Source organism: Nocardia sp. NPDC058518 (genome assembly GCF_042719655.1).
Lineage (GTDB): Bacteria > Actinomycetota > Actinomycetes > Mycobacteriales > Mycobacteriaceae > Nocardia.
This window is the reverse complement of the sequence record NZ_JBHXNJ010000043.1, coordinates 1-19,055: the sequence shown is the minus strand read 5'-3', so window position 1 is coordinate 19,055 and position 19,055 is coordinate 1. Positions and strand designations below refer to the sequence as shown.

Annotated in this window: 20 protein-coding genes and 3 tRNA genes; 13 read left to right on the top strand and 10 right to left on the bottom strand. The window is 66.7% G+C overall.

The genetic code is table 11. The features are described from left to right. Window positions 1–291 precede the first annotated feature (291 nt). Window positions 292–792, top strand: a complete 501-nt coding sequence (locus ACFWPX_RS36835; RefSeq protein WP_378933706.1) for a hypothetical protein — start codon at window positions 292–294, stop codon at window positions 790–792. Window positions 793–830: 38 nt separating this feature from the next. Here ACFWPX_RS36835 and ACFWPX_RS36830 read toward each other — a convergent pair whose 3' ends face one another. The 4 genes from ACFWPX_RS36830 to ACFWPX_RS36815 all read right to left on the bottom strand — a co-directional run bounded on the left by ACFWPX_RS36830 (window position 831) and on the right by ACFWPX_RS36815 (window position 2,323). Then, window positions 831–1,124, bottom strand: coding sequence for a hypothetical protein (locus ACFWPX_RS36830; protein ID WP_378933703.1), 294 nt, complete (start codon window positions 1,122–1,124; stop codon window positions 831–833). Between the two features lie 187 nt (window positions 1,125–1,311). Next, a tRNA-Arg gene (locus tag ACFWPX_RS36825) sits at window positions 1,312–1,384 on the bottom strand. Window positions 1,385–1,423: 39 nt separating this feature from the next. Then, window positions 1,424–1,513: transfer RNA gene (locus ACFWPX_RS36820), tRNA-Ser, on the bottom strand. Between the two features lie 93 nt (window positions 1,514–1,606). Next, entirely contained in the window at window positions 1,607–2,323 is a 717-nt protein-coding gene (locus ACFWPX_RS36815) for a dienelactone hydrolase family protein (protein WP_378933700.1), read from the bottom strand. Between the two features lie 78 nt (window positions 2,324–2,401). Here ACFWPX_RS36815 and hisC point away from each other — a divergent pair, with 78 nt between their 5' ends. The 3 genes from hisC to ACFWPX_RS36800 all read left to right on the top strand — a co-directional run bounded on the left by hisC (window position 2,402) and on the right by ACFWPX_RS36800 (window position 5,421). After that, window positions 2,402–3,478: a histidinol-phosphate transaminase gene (hisC, locus tag ACFWPX_RS36810; protein WP_378933697.1), complete on the top strand. Its 1,077-nt coding sequence runs from the start codon at window positions 2,402–2,404 to the stop codon at window positions 3,476–3,478. 373 nt (window positions 3,479–3,851) lie between these two features. Beyond that, entirely contained in the window at window positions 3,852–4,904 is a 1,053-nt protein-coding gene (locus ACFWPX_RS36805) for a nitric oxide synthase oxygenase (protein ID WP_378933712.1), read from the top strand. Between the two features lie 148 nt (window positions 4,905–5,052). Further along, window positions 5,053–5,421: a nuclear transport factor 2 family protein gene (locus ACFWPX_RS36800; protein ID WP_378933693.1), complete on the top strand. Its 369-nt coding sequence runs from the start codon at window positions 5,053–5,055 to the stop codon at window positions 5,419–5,421. On the opposite strand, the gene ACFWPX_RS36795 is transcribed toward ACFWPX_RS36800, so the two are convergent. Beyond that, complete coding sequence (locus ACFWPX_RS36795; protein ID WP_378933689.1) at window positions 5,422–6,276, bottom strand: SDR family oxidoreductase; 855 nt, start codon at window positions 6,274–6,276, stop codon at window positions 5,422–5,424. Between the two features lie 62 nt (window positions 6,277–6,338). Between ACFWPX_RS36795 and ACFWPX_RS36790 the strand changes: the two genes are divergently transcribed. Both ACFWPX_RS36790 and ACFWPX_RS36785 read left to right on the top strand, forming a co-directional pair. Beyond that, window positions 6,339–6,740: a winged helix-turn-helix transcriptional regulator gene (locus ACFWPX_RS36790; RefSeq protein WP_378933686.1), complete on the top strand. Its 402-nt coding sequence runs from the start codon at window positions 6,339–6,341 to the stop codon at window positions 6,738–6,740. A gap of 80 nt (window positions 6,741–6,820) precedes the next feature. After that, window positions 6,821–7,291: a YybH family protein gene (locus ACFWPX_RS36785; protein ID WP_378933682.1), complete on the top strand. Its 471-nt coding sequence runs from the start codon at window positions 6,821–6,823 to the stop codon at window positions 7,289–7,291. Window positions 7,292–7,303: 12 nt separating this feature from the next. Here ACFWPX_RS36785 and ACFWPX_RS36780 read toward each other — a convergent pair. After that, window positions 7,304–7,391: transfer RNA gene (locus tag ACFWPX_RS36780), tRNA-Ser, on the bottom strand. An 82-nt stretch (window positions 7,392–7,473) separates the two neighbouring features. Here ACFWPX_RS36780 and ACFWPX_RS36775 point away from each other — a divergent pair. Beyond that, entirely contained in the window at window positions 7,474–8,457 is a 984-nt protein-coding gene (locus ACFWPX_RS36775; RefSeq protein WP_378933680.1) for an NAD(P)H-quinone oxidoreductase, read from the top strand. Between the two features lie 6 nt (window positions 8,458–8,463). On the opposite strand, the gene ACFWPX_RS36770 is transcribed toward ACFWPX_RS36775, so the two are convergent. After that, complete coding sequence (locus tag ACFWPX_RS36770; protein WP_378915092.1) at window positions 8,464–9,666, bottom strand: cysteine desulfurase-like protein; 1,203 nt, start codon at window positions 9,664–9,666, stop codon at window positions 8,464–8,466. Window positions 9,667–9,752: 86 nt separating this feature from the next. Between ACFWPX_RS36770 and ACFWPX_RS36765 the strand changes: the two genes are divergently transcribed. The 6 genes from ACFWPX_RS36765 to rsgA all read left to right on the top strand — a co-directional run bounded on the left by ACFWPX_RS36765 (window position 9,753) and on the right by rsgA (window position 15,327). Continuing rightward, window positions 9,753–10,331 (top strand): bacterial proteasome activator family protein, encoded by a 579-nt coding sequence (locus ACFWPX_RS36765; protein WP_378933677.1) that lies wholly within the window; start codon window positions 9,753–9,755, stop codon window positions 10,329–10,331. Window positions 10,332–10,642: 311 nt separating this feature from the next. Next, window positions 10,643–11,470 (top strand): ABC transporter permease, encoded by an 828-nt coding sequence (locus tag ACFWPX_RS36760; RefSeq protein ID WP_378933709.1) that lies wholly within the window; start codon window positions 10,643–10,645, stop codon window positions 11,468–11,470. 12 nt (window positions 11,471–11,482) lie between these two features. Further along, on the top strand, window positions 11,483–12,325 hold the full coding sequence (locus tag ACFWPX_RS36755) for an ABC transporter ATP-binding protein (RefSeq protein ID WP_378933674.1): 843 nt from the start codon (window positions 11,483–11,485) through the stop codon (window positions 12,323–12,325). Then, window positions 12,322–13,401 (top strand): glycosyltransferase, encoded by a 1,080-nt coding sequence (locus ACFWPX_RS36750; RefSeq protein WP_378915086.1) that lies wholly within the window; start codon window positions 12,322–12,324, stop codon window positions 13,399–13,401. The genes ACFWPX_RS36755 and ACFWPX_RS36750 overlap by 4 nt, the downstream gene beginning before the upstream one ends. A 64-nt stretch (window positions 13,402–13,465) precedes the next feature. Then, a complete protein-coding gene (locus tag ACFWPX_RS36745; RefSeq protein WP_378933671.1) occupies window positions 13,466–14,002 on the top strand; it encodes a hypothetical protein in 537 nt (178 codons plus the stop codon). Window positions 14,003–14,295: 293 nt separating this feature from the next. Then, entirely contained in the window at window positions 14,296–15,327 is a 1,032-nt protein-coding gene (gene rsgA, locus ACFWPX_RS36740; protein WP_378933668.1) for a ribosome small subunit-dependent GTPase A, read from the top strand. A 77-nt stretch (window positions 15,328–15,404) separates the two neighbouring features. Here rsgA and ACFWPX_RS36735 read toward each other — a convergent pair whose 3' ends face one another. The 3 genes from ACFWPX_RS36735 to ACFWPX_RS36725 form a co-directional block, all read right to left on the bottom strand. Further along, window positions 15,405–16,319 (bottom strand): GNAT family N-acetyltransferase, encoded by a 915-nt coding sequence (locus ACFWPX_RS36735; protein WP_378933665.1) that lies wholly within the window; start codon window positions 16,317–16,319, stop codon window positions 15,405–15,407. Window positions 16,320–16,322: 3 nt separating this feature from the next. Beyond that, window positions 16,323–18,221 (bottom strand): glycosyltransferase, encoded by a 1,899-nt coding sequence (locus tag ACFWPX_RS36730; RefSeq protein WP_378933662.1) that lies wholly within the window; start codon window positions 18,219–18,221, stop codon window positions 16,323–16,325. A gap of 111 nt (window positions 18,222–18,332) precedes the next feature. Continuing rightward, window positions 18,333–18,881, bottom strand: a complete 549-nt coding sequence (locus ACFWPX_RS36725; protein ID WP_378933658.1) for a GtrA family protein — start codon at window positions 18,879–18,881, stop codon at window positions 18,333–18,335. Window positions 18,882–19,055 lie beyond the last annotated feature (174 nt).

Genomic DNA, 19,055 nt, shown 5'->3' with positions numbered 1-19,055 from the left:
TCCGCGGGGTGGGGGGGGGGGGGGTGGGGGGGGGGGGGGGCGGGGGGGGGGGGGGGTGGGTTTGGGGGGGGGGGGGGGGGGGCGCGGGGGGGGGGGGGGGGGGCCCCCCGCCGCCGGCGCTCTTGACTCTATATAGCGAAATTCAGCAACCACTCCGTGAAAGTGACTGGCGTTGAACAACTCGGGACGTTCACCGGCTGCCCTGGGATGTGATCGACCTCAAGCTGCGACCGCGCATTCTGCGGTGGAGCGATGGAATCAGGGTGCGGCCCGACTGACTGCCCTGGCAGCATGGCCGGAATGTCGGATCTGCTGTGGAGTGAGGTCAAGAACTTCTTCGACCCGAACCTGATGGGTGCGCTGCCGGATCTGTGGGTGCCCGACGCCACGGTCGAGGACTGGCAGGCGGTGTTCGACCTGGTCCGGTCCAACGGGTGGGCATGGGACTACGTGGAAGACGACACCGTGCGACCGCTACCGGCTGCGGCGGAGGTGCTGCCACGCCCTGTCGATGCGGAGGAGGGTGTCAGGCTGCGGGTCTGGCCCACTCCGGGCGTGCAGGTGATTTTTTGGCCGATGTCCGCCACAGAGGTCGATTTCGACGTCGACCTTCGTGAGCTGCAAGGCCAGGCGGGAGTGGACACCCTGTGCGACTTCGTATGCGCGATCGGTCGTCGACTGGGGAAGCCGGTGTTCATGAGCGCCGAGGGTCAGTACGGTTACCCACTGCTCGGGTTCGATCCGGCAGCCGACCGGGTGGTGCTGCTGGCAGATCCAATAGATCACGGATAGGTCAGCTCGGTGATGAGCTGAAGGTGACGGGCGCTGCTCTACTGCGGGATGGATTTGCCGCGAACGGCTTCGAGAAGCGCCGACAAGCTGGTGATCGTCACAGCAGGGGCGAAGGGAGCGAACCGCTCAACCTTGCCAGGCTTGTTCGCGTAGGCGACGGCAGGCAGTGTCGCGGAGTCGGCCGCGAGTACGTCGGTGACTGAGTCGCCTCGCTGCGGGCCGCGCTGCCCGAGGATCTGAAGTGGGTCACCCCGCGCAGCTTCCGCCCGACTGTCGCGACGGTGGTCCGTGACGACCTCGGTCCGGCTCAAGCACAAGCCCAGCTGTCGCATGCGAAGCTGGATACAACCGAGCGGCACTACCTCGAACGGCGGACTGTCGGACCGGACGCGAGAAAGGCCCTCGACCAGTTCGCACAGGGAAAGTAGTGGATCGTTTGTAGGTAGTGGATTTGGCGAGATTTCCCCGAAACGTAGAACCGCCCCTCACCAGGAAGTACTGGTGAGGGGCGGCTCTTTGTGCGCCCGAAGGGATTCGAACCCCTAACCTCTTGATCCGTAGTCAAGTGCTCTATCCGTTGAGCTACGGGCGCATGGTCTTGCATCTTCAGTTGTACCCAGCGAACTGGGTGTGGCGGAGGCGAGAGGATTTGAACCTCCGGTCCCCGTGAAGGGACAACTCATTAGCAGTGAGTCCCATTCGGCCGCTCTGGCACGCCTCCTGGAGCCTTCTCTTTCGAGGGCACCGGTCCTTGTCGAACCGCCGGGAATGAAGATTACACGAGCAGTCGTAGTAGTCCAAAACGCCTGGTCAATCAGCGTAAGTTGCTGTCGAACCAGTCGTAGATACGAGTCTGGGAATCGATGCGGATGGCGGCGGCCGCCTCGTCTTCGGGGTCGGGGCGATCGGCGCGGTGGCTCAGGCCGGGATAGGAGATAGTGAGACTGGCCACATTCGCCTTGGCCGTGGCCTCGCGCAGGCGTTCGACCGCCTCGGGAGGGGTGGCGGGGTCGTCGGCGCCGAACAGGCCGAGCCAGGGGGCTTGGAGGTCGGCGGCGACATCGATCAGGGCGGCGTTCTGATCGGGGAGCGGTTCGGTGATGCCGGGGGCGGACACGCTCACCGCGGCGCCGATCGGGCGGGTGGCGGCGACGAGGAAGGCGGCGGTGCCCGCGCTGTCGAAGCCGAGGACGCCGATGGTGTCGGGGAAGACTCCGCGGCCGGTGAGCCAGTCGAAGCCGGCATCGAAGTCGTCGAAGAGTTCCTCGCCGAACACCTCGTGCACCTGCGGGTCGGCGATGCGGTCGAACAGGTGTGGCGCGATGACGATCCAGCCCTCGGCCGACAGCGCCCGCATCAGGTCGAGCAGCCGGGGGGAGAATTCACGGGATTCGTGCAGGACGACGATGCCACCGCGGGCCACCCGTTCGGGCTCGACCACCGTGATCGGCACGGCAGTGCGTCGCGCGACGGCGGCCGTGTCGACATCCACCGGCCGCAACGGGGCGACGTCGTCGTAAGTGCCCGGCATAAACCCAGCGTAGGCGGCAGAACTGGACTTGGGTAGGCCTAGCAGGTCGCGATGGGCAGATCATCGTAGGGTGGAGGCGTGACCGCGCACATCCGCCCCGACCTCGCCACCATCCCGGCCTACGTTCCCGGCCGTAACCACCCCGATGCGGTGAAGCTCGCGTCCAACGAGACCACCTTCGGTCCGCTGCCGAGCGCGACCAAGGCGATCGCGGAGTCCGCCGAGCTGGCCAACCGCTATCCGGACAATCAGGTCAGCGAGCTGCGGGCGGCGCTGGCCGAGTTCCTCGGCGTCACCGTCGCCAATGTCGCGGTGGGCTGCGGCAGCGTGGCGCTGTGCCAGGAACTGGTGCAGATCACCTGCGACGCACCCACCGACGAGGTGGTGTTCGCGTGGCGCTCGTTCGAGGCGTATCCGATCGTCACGCAGGTGGGCAATGCGACGGCGGTACAGGTGCCACTGGCGCCGGGCTACCTGCACGATCTGGACGCGATGGCCGATGCGGTCACCGAGCGCACCAAGCTGATCTTCGTCTGCAATCCGAACAACCCCACCGGCACCGCGCACGGGCGCGCCGAGCTGGAACGATTCCTGGATCGCGTGCCCGCACACGTTCTCGTCGTGCTCGACGAGGCCTACTACGAATACCTGCGGCTGACCCCCGAAACCCGCCCCGACGGCGTCGATATCGGTCGAACCAGGCCGAATGTCGTTGTGCTGCGCACTTTCTCGAAGGCCTACGGCCTGGCCGGGCTGCGCGTGGGCTACGCGGTGGGTGCTCCCGAGGTGATCGCCGCACTGTTGAAGGTGCATATCCCGTTCAGCGTGAACCGGGTCGCGCAGGTCGCCGCGATCGCCTCGCTGCAGGCGCGCGGTGAACTACTCGATCGCACCGACGTGCTGGTGGCACAACGGCATCGGCTGCGCGATGCGCTGCTGGCCGCGGGCTACGAGGTGCCGCCGAGCGAGGCCAATTTCGTGTGGTTGCCGCTGGGCGCGCGCAGTATCGAGTTCGCCGAGGCGAGTGCCCTTGCGGGCGTGCTTGTTCGGCCGTTCGCCGGTGACGGCGTGCGGGTGACGATCGGCGATCCGCACGAGAACGAGCAGTTCCTCAGCTTCGCCACCGCACCCGAAACGGCGGCCCGATTCCGTTAGTCCGGGACATGGTCAGCATCCCTTGACGTCGGTTTGCAGTGGGATTACCGCGAATTCGAGCACACTGCCAGCACACCGGTCGTAGGCTGGCTCGAAGCTGATTTCGGTGTTCGAAAAGGACGAATTTGCAAGCGGCGACGACCGACCGATTACCTGGTCGACGCGCGCCACCGGTCGAGTGAATGTGTTCTCGGCGGGCAATCTTCCCGCGTCGGAGGGTGCACCCGCACGGCCCCGCACCCCGCTGCCCGACCGGAGATTTACCGTGAACCAAGGCTCTCGCCCCGCTGTCTGCGAAACACTCACCCCCACAGTCTCTTTGGCAGCCGACATCGAAGTCGCCGCGCCGCCCTCGGCCGATCTGGATCGCCGAATGCGTGACTGCGACGAGTTCTTCCGCTATCCCGAACTCGGGCACCTGCCCACCCAGCGTCGCCTCGGCGCGCTCGCCGAATTGCGCGATACCGGCACCTACACCCAGACCGCCGAGGAGATTCTGATCGGCGCGAAACTGGCCTGGCGCAACCACGCTCGCTGCGTGGGCCGCAAACATTGGCGATCGCTGAAGCTACTCGATGCCCGCCGAGTTACTTCTGCGCGGGAACTTTCCGAGGTGTGCTGGCAGCATCTGCGCCTGGCCACCAATGGCGGCGCGATTCAGTCGATGATCACGGTGGGCCCGACGTCCGAACCCGGCGGTGGTGAGTACCGGGTCGAGAGTTCACAGCTGATCCGCTACGCCGGTTACCGCAACGGCGACGGCACCGTCACCGGCGATCCGGCCAATATCGCGGCCACCGAGCAGGCGCTGGAGCTGGGCTGGCGGGGGGCGCGCACGCCGTTCGATGTGCTGCCGGTGCTGATCAGCACTCCGTCCGAGGGCGTGCGGTATTTCGACGTTCCGCGCGAGCTGGTGCGCGAGGTCGACCTGATCCACCCCGACTACCCGTGGTTCGCCGCGCTCGGCCTGAAATGGCATGCGCTGCCCGCTGTTTCGAACATGGATCTGGATGTGGGTGGGGTCCGCTACCCCTTCGCCCCCTTCAACGGCTGGTATGTGGGCACCGAGATCGGCGCGCGCAATCTCAGCGACACCGATCGCTACAACATGCTGCCGCTGATCGCCGACATGATGGGTCTGGATACGTCATCGGTGCGGACGCTGTGGCGCGACAAGGCGCTGATCGAACTCAATCATGCTGTGCTACACAGTTTTCGGGTATCCGGCGTGCACATGGTGGACCACCACACCGTAGCCAAGCAGTTCTGCGATCACGTGCAGCGCGAGGAAGCGGCCGGCCGCGCGTGCCCGACCGACTGGAGTTGGGTCAATCCGCCCATCTCGTCCGGGCTGACGCCCACCTTCCACCGCTACTACGACGCACCCGACCTGGACATTCGACCCAATTTCGTCCGCCGAGACTGAACGGCGGCGGTTGGCACGTCAGTCGAACCAGCCGCCCATCACTGGAGGCCCCGCGACCGGTTTCGCACGACGACAGGCGAGCGTAGGGTTCTCGGTACGGGCCGAATCGCCCTGGTCCGGCTCGTTTCGACGAGCGAGGGAGACCGAGATGAGCACCGCGTCCAGCTCAGGATTCGATGCCGATGCACTGCGCCGCGGAATCGAAAGCCGCGATGCCGCAACACTGCTGACGCTCTACGACGACGATGCCGAGATCCGCATGGTCGACCACCGCGACCAACCCAGCCACCCCCGGGTGATGCACGGCCGCTCGGCGATCAGCGCGATGTTCGACGACGTGTGCGCCAGGGAGATGACCCACTCTCTCGACAGCGTCCTGATCGACGGCGACCACATCGCCTTCGTGGAATCGTGCCGCTACCCGGACGGCACCCGCGTCCTTGCCCACTCGATGGCCGACCTGCGCGACGGCCGCATCGTCGACCAGACGTCGATCCAGGCGTGGGACGAAGGGTAGTCAGGCGAAATCGGCGGCGTGGTCGGCCGCCCAGCGGCGGTAGTCGCGGGCCGGTGACCCGGTGACCTCGCGCACCGTCGAGGTCGCGGAGCCGGGTGTGTCGACGAGGCCGGCGAGCCCGCTCAGCACTACGCGGGCGATGTCGGGTGGGAGCCAACCCATGTGCTCCACCGCCGCCTCGGGGCTGATCTCCTCCCAGATCAGCGTGCGCCCGAGTGCGGCGCCGATGGCTTCGACCTGGTCGATCCGGCTCAGCGGCGCCGGGCCGGTGAGCGCGTACCGCGCACCGGCGTGCCCGTCGGTGGTCAGCGCACGCACGGCGACCGCGGCGATATCGGCCTCGTGCAGCAGGGTCATCGAGGCAGCTCCGTACGCGCCGCGCACCACGTCGCCGGCGCGGATCTGCGGTGCCCACTCCAAGGTGTTCGTGGCGAAACCGCTGGGGCGGAGGAAGGTCCATTCGAGCGTGGATTCGATGATCGGCTTCTCGATGAGGGCGTGTGCCCGGCCGATCGGGTGGTCCTGTTCGTCCAGATCGTCACGGACCGCCCCGGAGGAGAGCAGGACGATGCGGCGCGCGTGTGCGGCGATGCGAGCGACCACCGACTCCGCGATCTCCGCCGACAGCATCGGCCAGGTCAGATAGACCGCATCGATGCCATCGAGTGCGCTGTCCAGGGTGTCATGGGCGGTCAGATCCCCTTGCACGACCTCGACATCCGGCGGTAGCGATGCCGCGCGCGGATGACGAGCCAACGCCCGCACCCGCGTCCCACCCGCGGCGAGCTGCGCCGCCACCTGACCCCCGACGTGACCGGTCGCCCCGATCACCAGAACCTTGTCGACATCCATCATGGGCCAACCGTACGAAGGGGACTTACTTCTGGAAAGGCCATACCGATTGGTAAGCTCATGGCATGTCGGTAGGAGTCCCGGACAGCGACCGGTCCGCACTCGGGCAACGTGACGTATTCGACAAGGACTGCCCGGCCCACACCATCCTCGGCAAGGTCACCAGCCGCTGGGGCGTCCTGATCCTGGCGGCACTGCGCGACGGCCCGATGCGATACCACGTCCTTCGCGACCGAATCGGTGGCATCAGCGAAAAGATGCTGTCGCAGAACCTGCGCACCTTCACCGACTACGGCCTGGCCGAGCGCACGGTCGAACCCACTGTGCCACCACGGGTTTCCTACGCACTGACGCCGATAGGCCACGAGGCCGCCGAGGAGCTTCATGGTCTATTGCAGTGGGTGAGCACCCGCGCCGAAGAGATCGTGGCCTTCCGAGCGGCCACAGCCGACCCACCCACCGCATAGTCCCCCAGCCGACGGCATGTGTTGGGTGCAGCGCCAACAGGATCCGGATCGACGACGGCGGGCAGCCGTATGTTTGAACGATGACTGTCGATACACCCGGCGGCCGCCCGAAGGCCGCCGTTGTCGCAACGAATCAGGACGCCGCCATAGCCGCGATCACCGGGGTGTTCAGACGTCTCGAAGCCGCGCTCGCGGCGAAGGACGCCGCCGCGTTCGACAGCGTCTTCACCGATGACGTGGTCTTCATCAATCCGGCGGGCTCGGTCTTGCTGAACTGGGACGAGCTGCACGCCTACCACCTGACCGCGCTGCGGAACAGCCCGGACGCTGAGGCGCACTACGAGATTCTGGCACTACGGCTGCTTGCCGGTGGGCATGCGATCGTCAATGTCGAGCAAACGCTACAGACACCGGATTTCTCGGTAACCAACCGCGGAACATGGGTTTTCACGCAACGAGACGACAGCTGGTGGGTCTGTTCGGTGCACAATACGAATGTGGCGGGCAGCATCGAGCCCGCTGCGAATTCACGCCGTGAATCCGCTGGCTGACCTGCCGGTCCTTGGCGGAGACGGAGGGATTTGAACCCCCGATGGTGTTACCCATGCTCGCTTTCAAGGCGAGTGCATTCGGCCGCTCTGCCACGTCTCCCTGCCCTGGATCGTAGCTGATCCGCAGATCGGTGGCGGCGTGGGTTCTTGTGTGTGGTGGATGCGGGTGCAGGATTACCACCATGTATGCGATTCAACTGAATGGGTTCGGCGGGCCGGAGGTTATGGAGTGGACCGTGGCGGTCGATCCGGAGCCGGGGCCTGGTGAGGTACTCGTGGAAGTTGTTGCGGCGGGGGTTAATCGGGCCGATGTGATGCAGCGGAAGGGGTTTTATCCGCCGCCTGCCGATGCCAGTTCGGTACTCGGGTTGGAGTGCGCGGGGACGATTGTGAAGTTGGGGGCGGGGGTCGAGGACTGGCAGGTCGGGGATCGGGTGTGCGCGCTGCTGGCCGGGGGTGGGTACGCGCAGCTGGTGGCGGTGCCTGCCACGCAACTGTTGCCGATTCCGGCGGGGATGGATGCTGTCGCGGCCGCGGGATTGCCGGAGGTGGCGGCGACGGTGTGGTCGAACCTCGTGATGACGGCGGGTTTGCAATCGGGGCAGCTGGTGTTGATTCATGGCGGCGGTGGTGGGATCGGGACGCATGCGATCCAGGTGGCGCGAGGGCTCGGAGCGCGGGTAGCGGTGACGGCCGGGTCGGACGAGAAGCTGGCCAAGTGCGCCGAACTCGGGGCGGAGATCTTGATCAACTATCGGACCGAGGACTTCGTCGCGGTGGTCGCGAACCAGGGTGGTGCCGACGTGATTCTCGACAATATGGGCGCGAAGTATCTGGAGCGGAATGTGGAGGCGCTCGCGCCGCACGGGCAGCTGGTGGTGATCGGCATGCAGGGCGGCGTCAGCGGGACACTGAACATCGCCGCGCTGCTGGGCAAGTGGGGCACCGTCGGTGCGACCAACGTGCGCAGCAGGCCGCGATCGGGACCGGGGAGCAAGGCCGAGATCATCGCGGCGGTCCGCGCGCAACTGTGGCCGCGGGTGGTCGCGGGCGAGATCGTGCCGGTGATCTCCGCCGAGTTGCCGGTCACCGAGGCGGCCCGCGCGCACGAGATGCTCGACGAATCGCAGACCTTCGGCAAGGTGATCCTGCGGGTTCGCGACTAGCGCGGGTTATTCGAGGGCGCTGAGGACGCGGCCGAGCTGGTCGATCTCGTAGCGGGTCGTGTAGGGCGCCAGACCGATCGTCACCGCACCGCCCTCATCGTTCACACCGAGCGCGTCGAGCAGCCTGCTTCCGCCGTGCACACCGCTGACCGTGCCGATCCTGGCATCGGCCAGCTTCGCCGCCACCTTCTCCGCCTGCATCCCGGCCATCGTGAAACTGACCGTCGGGATGCGGGTGGAGGCGCGGCCGATCACGGTGAGGTTGTCGACCTTCTCCAGCACCTGCATGAGGTGGTCGAAGAGCTGGTCGTGATAGTCCTGCAGCGAGGTGATCGACATCTCGAGGCGCTCGCGGCGGGTGCCGGTGGCGCGTTCGTCGAGTCCGGCGAGGAAGTCGATCGACTCGGTGAGCCCGGCGAGAAGCGCGTACTGATGCCCGCCCACTTCGAGGCGTTCAGCACCCTTGGCATAGGGGTTGAGCGACATCGAGGGAATCCGGTCGAGGAACGCGGGGTCACGGAAAACCAGCGCACCGACCTGCGGGCCACCCCACGACGGTGCGCTCAGCGCGACCACGTCGGCATTGAGTTCATCGATGTCGATCAGCGCGTACGGTGCCGCGCCGAACGCGTCGGCCACCAGCAGGCCGCCCACGTCGTGCACGCGGTCGGCCGCCACCCGGACACCGGGCGCCGAACCAACGATCGGCGAGGCCGCGGTGAGCGCGACCAGGCGCGCGGTGGGACCGATCAGCTCCTCGAACTGCCACGACGGCATCTCACAGGTCTCGATCTCCACCTCGGCCCAGCGCACATGCGCGCCGTACCGGTTGGCGATGCGCAGCCACGGGGCCACATTGGCCTCGTCGTCCAGCCGGGAGAGCACGATGCCGGTACCGAGGCCCAGGCGTGAGCTCAGCGATTCGGCCAGCCAGGCCAGCAGTACCGCGCGATCGGGACCGAGCACGACGCCAGCCGGATCTCCACCGACCAGATCGGCGACCGCTTCCCTGGCGGCGTCGAGGATCGCGCCGCTGCGCGATGCCGCACCGTGGCGGCCGATATGGGAAAACGAGGAGGTGCGGAAACCCGTTGATACGGCACGCGATACCGAATCGGGAACCAGCATTCCCGCCTGCGGGTCCAGATGGATCCAGCCGTCGCCCAGGGACGGTATCAGGCCCCGAACCCTCGCGACGTCATAAGTCATGGTGGCCACTTTAAGGGCAGGGGGCCTCTCGGTGTAACCGCGTAGGGGTTTTAGCGCGAACCCGGCACACACGCAATGATGGGGATATGACGCACTCGGAGGATGTCCCCGAATCCATCGTCGTGATCGGTCCCGACGGCCGTCCACTGACCGTGCCCGCCGACGCCGACAACGCGTCCGCGTTCACCGCGCAGGTCGTGCCCGACGACGAGAAGGCCGCGAGCGAGTCGGCCGAGTCGCTCACCGACATGGTCGAGCAGCCAGCCAAGGTGATGCGCATCGGCACGATGATCAAGCAGCTACTCGAGGAGGTGCGCGCAGCACCGCTGGACGACGCCAGCCGCACGCGTCTCAAGGAGATCCACAAGTCCTCGGTCCGCGAGCTCGAACAGGGCCTCGCCCCGGAACTGCGCGAGGAACTCGAACGCCTCACCCTGCCCTTCACCGACGACTCGGTGCCGTCGGACGCGGAACTGCGCATCGCCCAGGCTCAGCTCGTCGGCTGGCTGGAGGGTTTGTTCCACGGCATCCAGACCGCGCTGTTCGCCCAGCAGATGGCGGCCCGCGCCCAGCTCGAGCAGATGCGCCAGGGTGCGCTTCCGCCGGGAATGCACGCGGCCGACTCCAAGGCAGGCGGCCATGTGGGCGGCGGTCAGTACCTGTAGGCCCCCCGAGTCCCTTGTTCGCGGCCCGCCTCGATCTGGACTGACCAGAGGGTGCGACGAAGGAGTGCCCGCCGGGAGGGAAGATCGAGGCCCCCGGGGCCGCGAACACCCGGCGCCAGCCGGAAAAGAACACTGTAAGGTCGGGGACCGTGCCCGCCGCTGCCGCTCGTCCCGAATCGGTCTCCGATGAGGGTGACGTGCGTACCGAAGAGAGCCCCGTGCATTCCGAAGACACTCCCACCGGCGCAGAGCTAGCCGAAGCCGCCGCTGCCGAGCACACCACCGACGCACCACTGCTGGTGAAGACGCCGATGGTGTCGGATTCGCAGACGTTCGGACGTGCGTTCAAGGACATGCGCGACGGACTGCATCAGCGCGAGCTGTGGCTGTCGCTGGGCTGGCAGGACATCAAGCAGCGCTACCGGCGTTCGGTGCTCGGTCCGTTCTGGATCACCATCGCGACCGGTCTGCAGGCGCTGGCGATGGGCCTGCTGTATTCGACGCTGCTGAATCAGCCGATCAGCGAATACCTGCCGTATGTGACGGTCGGTCTGATCGTGTGGAACGTCATCAGTGCCTCGATCCTCGAGGGCTCCGATGTGTTCATCGCCAACGAGGGACTGATCAAACAGTTGCCTTCGGCGCTGAGCGTGCACGTCTATCGCCTGGTCTGGCGCCAGTTCTTGTTCTTCATCCACAACGCGGCGATCTACGCGCTGCTGGTGGTGGCGTTCTCGATCTGGCGTGATCTGGACCTGTCGATCCTGCTGGTGATCCCCGCGATCCTGCTGCTGTTCCTCAATGCCATGTGGGTGACGATCGTGTTCGGCATCTTCTCCACCCGCTACCGCGATATCGCCCCGATCCTCGGCTCGATGACGCTGATGCTGTTCGTGCTGACCCCGGTGATGTGGTCGACGAAGGCGCTGGAGGACTCGGTCGGCGGCGCGGGCGACCGCGCCAAGCTGCTCGAGATCATCCCCACCTACCACTACCTGGAGATCGTGCGCGCTCCCCTGCTCGGCGAGCCGTCGGAGTGGCATCACTGGGCGATCGTCGGTGCGATCACCGTCGTCGGCTGGGCCGTCGCGATCCTGGCGCTCAAGCAGTACCGTGCCCGCGTCCCGTACTGGGTTTAGGAGCAGTTCTCGATGAGCCGTGTGAGTATCGAAACCCATGAGGCGTGGGTCGAGTTCCCGATCTTCGACGCCAAGTCGCGGTCGCTGAAGAAGGCATTCCTCGGCAAGGCGGGCGGCGCCATCGGGCGTAACAGCTCCGATGTGGTGGTGGTCGAGGCGCTGCGCGACATCAACCTGTCGCTCAAGGAAGGCGACCGGGTCGGTCTGGTCGGCCACAACGGCGCGGGCAAGTCGACGCTGCTGCGCCTGCTGTCGGGCATCTACGAACCCTCGCGCGGCAGTGCGCGCATCCGCGGCCGGGTTGCCCCGGTGTTCGACCTCGGCGTCGGCATGGACCCGGAGATCTCCGGCTACGAGAACATCATCATCCGCGGCCTGTTCCTCGGGCAGACGCGCAAGCAGATGATGGCCAAGATCGACGAGATCGCCGACTTCACCGAGCTGGGCGAATACCTGTCGATGCCGCTGCGCACCTACTCCACGGGCATGCGAGTGCGGCTGGCGATGGGTGTGGTCACCTCGATCGACCCCGAGATCCTGCTGCTCGACGAGGGCATCGGCGCGGTCGACGCGGAGTTCATGAAGAAGGCCCGCGCGCGGCTGCAGTCGCTGGTCGCGCGGTCGGGCATCCTGGTGTTCGCCAGCCATTCCAATGAATTCCTCGCCCAGCTCTGCGATACCGCCATGTGGATCGACCACGGTCAGATCCGCGAACAAGGCGGGATCGAGGAGGTTGTGCGAGCGTATGAAGGGCCCGAAGCGGGTAATCACGTGGCACAGGTGCTGCGCGATCTGGAATCCGAGGGCGCCGACGGCGCGGCGGGCGAGAAGAAACTGGAGCAGAATCAGGTATGAGCGGTCAACGTGACGAGGCTGCCCCGGCTGCCGTGCCGGGTGGGTTCAGCATGACCGACCGTCTCGAGGCGACTCCGGCACCTGTCGAGCCTGCCGCTGTGCTGCCCGCGGAGGGCATTGTGCTGGCCGATGACGCGGAGCTGCCCGCAGGCGCCGAACCCGCCGACCTCACGACCGAGACCGGCCCCACAGCGCGGATCATCGCGGTGGTCGTCACGCACAAGCGCCGTGAGCTGCTCGCCGAATCGTTGAAAGTTCTTGCCTCACAGTCACGTCCGGTCGACCATCTGATCGTCGTCGACAACGCCAACGAGGACGCGGTGGCCGAACTGGTCGCGCAGCAGCCGATCGAGGCCACCTACCTTGGTTCACGCCACAACCTCGGCGGCGCGGGCGGTTTCGCGCTCGGCATGCTGCACGCGCTCACCCAGGGTGCGGATTGGGTCTGGCTGGCCGATGACGACGGCCGCCCCGACGGGCCCGAAGTGCTTGCGACACTGATCGATTGCGCGCGCAGGCACAACCTGGTCGAGGTGTCGCCGGTGGTCTGCGATATCGACGAACCGGATCGTCTCGCGTTCCCGCTGCGCCGCGGTGTGGTGTGGCGGCGGCTGCGTTCGGAACTCGGTGACGAGGACTTCCTGCCCGGCATCGCGTCGCTGTTCAACGGTGCGCTGATCTCGGCGAAGGCCGTGGATCTGATCGGCGTGCCCGACCTGCGCCTGTTCGTGCGCGGTGACGAGGTGGAGGTGCATCGCCGCCTGGTCCGCTCCGGGCTGCCGTTCGGCACCTGCCTGCAAACCGCCTACCTGCATCCCAACGGCGCCGAGGAATTCAAGCCGATCCTGGGCGGGCGGATGCACACCCAGTACCCGGACGACCCGGTGAAGCGCTACTTCACCTACCGCAACCGCGGCTACCTGATGTCGCAGCCCGGTATGCGCAAGCTGTTGCCGCAGGAGTGGATTCGATTCTCCTGGTTCTTCCTGGTGACCCGCCGCGACCCGGCCGGGCTCAAGGAATGGTTCCGGTTGCGCTCACTGGGCCGCAACGAACACTTCGGCAAGCCGGACTAGCCCCCGAAACTAGGGGGTAGTTCCCTATGGCAGCAATCGGCCGTTCGGTCTTACGATGCGAAACGTGACCTTTGCAAAGAGTTTCGCATCCACCGCGGCGACCGTACTCGCCGGCGCCGCGCTCTGTCTCGCCGCACCCGGCACCGCCCAGGCGGACGACACCTGCCAGCTCGGCTGGTCCAACGTCGGCCCGCGCTCCTGCGTGATGAACGAACTCAGGACCGCGCCGGTGGCGACCCTCGGCAACGGTGTCTGCGTCGGCATCCTGAACGTGGCGGGCACCACGTTCGACGGACCACTCAATTCTCCGAGCGTGGCGCCCGGCGCCACCCACAGCATCGCCCTGCGCGTCTCGCAGGGCTTCTCCCCACTCGGCAACTGGGCGCCCACCGTGCTGGCATGCGATGTGAACGTTGTCATCGACTGGAAGAACCTGGACAGCGGCGCCACCGGCTCGGTAACCCGCTTCATCCCGGCCACCAGCACCAGCACCTACCCGGTCCAGGACGTGATCGCGAACACCGGCCCCGGTCGGGTCCAGGTCACGGTCCGCACCGACAAGCCCAACCTCCCCCAGTCGACCGAAGTCTTCGTGCCGTAGCCCCGAACACCTACATGCGGGACAGGCGTGCCGTCATCGGGCCGCGCAACAGCGCGAGTTCGCCCATGTGACGACGGTGCAAGCAGCACACGGAAAATGAGTTGTCGGGTGTCGGCGTGGTGGGGCACAGTGGTGTTCGAACGTTGGAGAGGAGGTGGATGTCCGTGAGTACACGCGTGTGGATTGCCGTGGCCGGGTGGCGTGGTTGTGCGCCTGCCCAGGTTGCTCCGGACATCACCTCTACTCGCTGAACCCGTCGTTCGGGTTCGGCACCCGACGAAGGATTCCCCATCATGGTCGACTACGACCTGCTTGTCCCTTACGGCTGGACCGAAGCCGTAGCTTCTGAATATCTGCCACTGCTCGGTGAGCTCGTGCCTGCTCGCATCGTTCGGATGGATCGCAGCGAATGTGATGTGGTCACGCCGAGCGGTCCGGCGAGAGCCTCCTGCCCGCGTGACATCACCGGACTGTGTACCGGCGATTGGGTCGGTATCGATGTGGAAGGCACTGTGCGGCGACTGCTCCCACGGCGTTCGGCGATCATGCGATCGTCGGTGTCGGGGCGTTCGGTGGCTCAGGTGCTGGCCACCAATGTGGATACCGTGCTGATTTGTTCGGCCGCCGACGGCGATGTCGATCTGGGCCGGATCGAACGGATGCTCGCGCTCGCGTGGGAGAGCAATGCTCAACCCGTTGTGGTGCTGACGAAAGCCGATGCGGCGGACTATCTTCCGCTCGATGAAGTGCGTGCGGTCGCGCCCGGCGCGACGGTTGTCGCCGTGAGTGCCGCTGCCGCGGTCGGTCTCGAGGTGCTCACCGCCGTGCTCAGCGGCACGGTCGCGCTGATCGGGCCGTCCGGGGCGGGCAAGTCCACCCTCGCCAACGCACTACTCGGCGCCGAAGTGTTCGCCACCAATGCTGTTCGCGCCGTGGACGGCAAGGGTCGACACACCACCGTGCACCGCGAACTGCGACCGCTTCCGGGCGGCGGCACCCTCATCGACACCCCCGGCCTGCGCGGCATCGGCCTCTACGACGCCGCCGACGGCATCGGCAAGACCTTCAGCGACATCGAATCCCTCGCCGCTGATTGCCGTTTCGCCGACTGCGCCCACGAGACCGAACCCGGCTGCGCGGTCCAGGCCGCCCTCGCCGACGGCACCATCGCCGAACGCAGGCTGACCAGCTATCGCAAGCTGGCCAAGGAAAACGAGTGGATGGCCGCCCGCACCGACAAGCGCCTTGCCGCCGAACGCGAACGGGTCTGGCGCGATATCAGCAAACAGCAGCGGAAGAACTACCGCGAACGCGGCCGCCGCTGAGCCCGAGCAGTTGATCATCAGGCACTCACGCGAACAACGGCCGTAAAGCCGAACTGCGTCAGTGCCTGATGATCTCGCTAATCCTGTTCGAAGGTGACGTGGGCGCGCGGGGACACGGTGGCCTCGGCCAGATCGATGACGTAGTCGATGGTGCCCGAGTCGGAGCCGAAGTGATTGCTGGCGTAGTAGGAGTAATTCACCATGAGCCGGCCGTCGTCCATGGTCACCGCGAGCGCGGGACGGTTCTCCGCACGTGACCAGCTGTGGTCGATCTCCAGCCCGCCCACCGAGCGCAACTCGCTCCCGGACAGAGCCAGCGTCCAGCGGTTCTCGGGGCCGTGACCGAGGTATTCCTTGACATAGATCGTCCGGAATCGCGCGGTGATCACCCGGCCGTCCGGCAGCAGGATGAACGGGACCTCACCATCGGCGTAGAGGTGGCCGGGCTCGGGATCGTCGTGCAGGTCGAGGTGCCACAGATCGTTGAGTCGTGGTGCGGGCCAGCCTTTTTCCGCGGCTTCGGCGCGCAGAGCGGACCAGTGCCCGGCCTGAGCCCGCTCGTCGGCGAAGTCGATGACATGGGAGCCGATGTAGCGCTCCACGGTCGTGAACACATCCGGGTCGGCCTGGTTCGGCTCGCTCACCGCTACTCCCGCGGCGCTCGCTGCCTCGTGGACGGCGCCGAGCAGGGCCGCGCCCGCACCTGTGCCGCGCGAGGACTCGGTGATCAGGAATTCCGAGATCCGTAGCTCACCCGCCGACCACTTGCTCGGCTGGAACAAGTCGTAAGTCGCGAAACCGAGCGGTGTTTCGTCCTCGACGATCAGCAGTGGCGCCGGTTGCCAGGCGGAGTAGTCGTTCTGGGTGAGCCGCCGTGTGCGGCGCACGATGTCGGCCGGACGGTACACCTCGAAATGCGCGTGTAGCTCGGTGTGCAACCCGGCGACCGCCTCCGCGTCAGACGCGGAGGCGGGCCGGACGAAACGGGTCACGGGTCAGCTCGGGTCGATGCCGTACAGCCTCGCCCAGTTCTCCCGGCTCGTGAGTTCCGGTACGGCCCTGCGGTATTCGGCCTGCAATGCCGGGAGTTCCTTACGGAGCTTGCGCAGCGTGCGGTAGGCGCGAATCAGCAGCGCACGAGCACGGGCCTTGTCCCGGCGACGCACCCGCACGCCGGACTGGGAGGCATCGGTGACCACCACGTGCTCGAACAGGCCGATGTGCCACCAGTGCGCGTCCTCACGAGTGACCCCGATCAGGCCGGGCTGCGTGCGGCCGGTCCACTGGGTGATGGCGCGCTTGATCAGCACCAGGGTGGTGCGGCTCGGTTCGCCGCTGGCCCGGCGCACGGAGATGTCGGCGGAGTTCACCGGCGGGGTGGCCGCAGGGTGCTTGATGGTCTCGGGATAGTCGTTGCGAGTGCTGCGGGCGGCGGCCAGCGCGTCGATACCGCCGTCGCGCAATGCCTTCGGGCCCTTCATGAAGTCTTCGATGCCCTGCAAGGTGGTGTGCACGAGGCCGTACTGCATGCCGACGAGGTGCTCGGCGATGTAGCGGAAGAACTCGCGCGTGATCGCCTTGCCGTCGAGATCGGTGTGCAGGGCGCCGACGATGAGCGAGTTACGGGTGGAGAAGTAGCGCGCCCAGTCGTCGTAGTCCTTCCAGTAGAAGTCGGCGTGCCAGACAGCGGCGTTGGGCAAGGTGACGGTGACGAAACCGTGCTCGCGGGCCCGGATGCCGTACTCGACGTCGTCCCACTGGAAGAAGATCGGCACCGGCAGCCCGATCTTGGCGACCACCTCGGCCGGGATCAGGCAGGTCCACCAGGCGTTGTAGCCCGCGTCGACCCGACGCTCCTGGTTCTTCTTGAGCATGGAGGTGTTACGCAGCGCCTTGGGCACCTTCTGGCCGTGCTTGAGCTCGTGCAGGTGCACTTCCTCCGCGCCGACATTGAGGTAGTCGGGGTTGAGGAGGAACAGCATCTGCGCGCCGACCAGGGTCGGCTCGACGGTCAGGTTGGCGAACGCCTGCAGGCGCAGGACCGTCTCGGGCTCGCAGAGGATGTCGTCGTCCATCAGGATGACGTCGGCGTGCTCGTTGGCCGCCGACACCTCGTACAGGCCACGGGTGAAGCCGCCCGCGCCGCCGAGGTTGGGCTGGCGGATGTAGCGCAGCTTGTCGCCGAAATCGGGACGGACCTGCTGGAACAGCGGGCGGTCCTCGACCAGGTCGGTGCCCTGGTCGACGACGTACACCGCGTCGATCGCGGCCAGCACGGTCGCGTCCGACGCCAGCGCGGCGACGGTGTGCGCGCAGTCCTCGGCCCGGTTGAAGGTGCAGATCGCGATGGCGACCGGGCGCACCTTCTCGGGCGCCTGCGCGGTCCAGGCGAGCTCGGTGATATCGAGTTCGCCCCCGACGGCGTCGAACTCGAGCCACAGCGCGCCACCGTCGACATACTGATCCAGCGGCGCGGTGAGCGAGACGTACCCGCTGCTGGTCGCCACCAGCGAGGCGATGATCCGGCGGTGCCCGGCGATATCGGAGGCGACCAGCCGCACATTGGCTTTCCCGCCGACCGCGAGCTGAGCGCCGACCGACACCTCGGTGACGGTGGTCCAGCGCTGCCAGTAGCTGGCGGCGAGCCGACCGAAGTAGGTGTTGGTATGCGCGGTCGCACCCTTGGGCAGGTGCAGCGAGTGCCGCTCGCGGACCGCGGCACCCCCCTTGACGACGGCATAGAGGTCGTCGCTCACCCGCGCCGACGGCCCGGTGAAGATGCCTCGGGCCAGCACGAGCCGCTCGGGCGCTGAGTGTTCACCCCGCAGCGATGCGGGCGCGGCCTCGCGCCGATCGTTCGATTCGGTCACGGCTTTGGTAGCCGACTGCTCCATGAAGTCCTCGAAATTCTCGGTATCGACTGCGCCGGCGCAGGGAGTGACGCAAAAGTTTGGGCGTCGCGGCGGGCGGGGCGAGGATATCAATCGCCCGGCACCCTCGCGTGGTCAGTGAGGTGTAGCCGCACCCCGCGCGTGTTGCTCATCACTTGCCGATGAGCCGGTGAAAACGAATTTGCTGTAGGCCCAATAGCGGAATACGACCGCCATGGTCTGGCCGATAACGGTGGCGGAAATGTTGTCCGCCAGCGGTGACGACAGGTCGAGCACATAACGGGAAAACCCGAGGCAGCCGAGTTGCAGGAGGATCGCTGCCACATTGACGATCGCGTACAGCAGATATTCCCGACCGGGGCTGTCGGACTTGCGATGGGAGTAGGTCCACCACTTGTTCCCGAAGTAGGTAACCACCGTCGCCACCACGATCGCGATGATCTTGGCGAGCAGCGGCGAGTGATAGAGCACACCCTCGGAGAGGGAGAATCCCCCACCCCAGAACACCAGCAGGTTGTAAGTCCCGGCGTCGACGAGAAACCCGATCGCCCCGACAACAAGGAATGCCGCACCCTGCCGCAGCCCCGCTACCACCTTCGACACGAAGGGAACAGCAGGCGGTTCAACTGATTGCGACACGCCCTGACGGTAGCCAACCACCACCCCCGACCCTTAGGGAGGGGCGGCCACGCAGTGGCCGGTTCGCGGCCGGGTCGCCGGGGGTGCCCCGGGGAGCGGGAGGAAGAGGAGGACACCACAGCGGCGCTCCCGCCGCCCCCCCCGGGCGCGGGCCCGCGGGGGCCCCCCCCCCCCCGCGGGTCATCGCCGGCCCCGGCG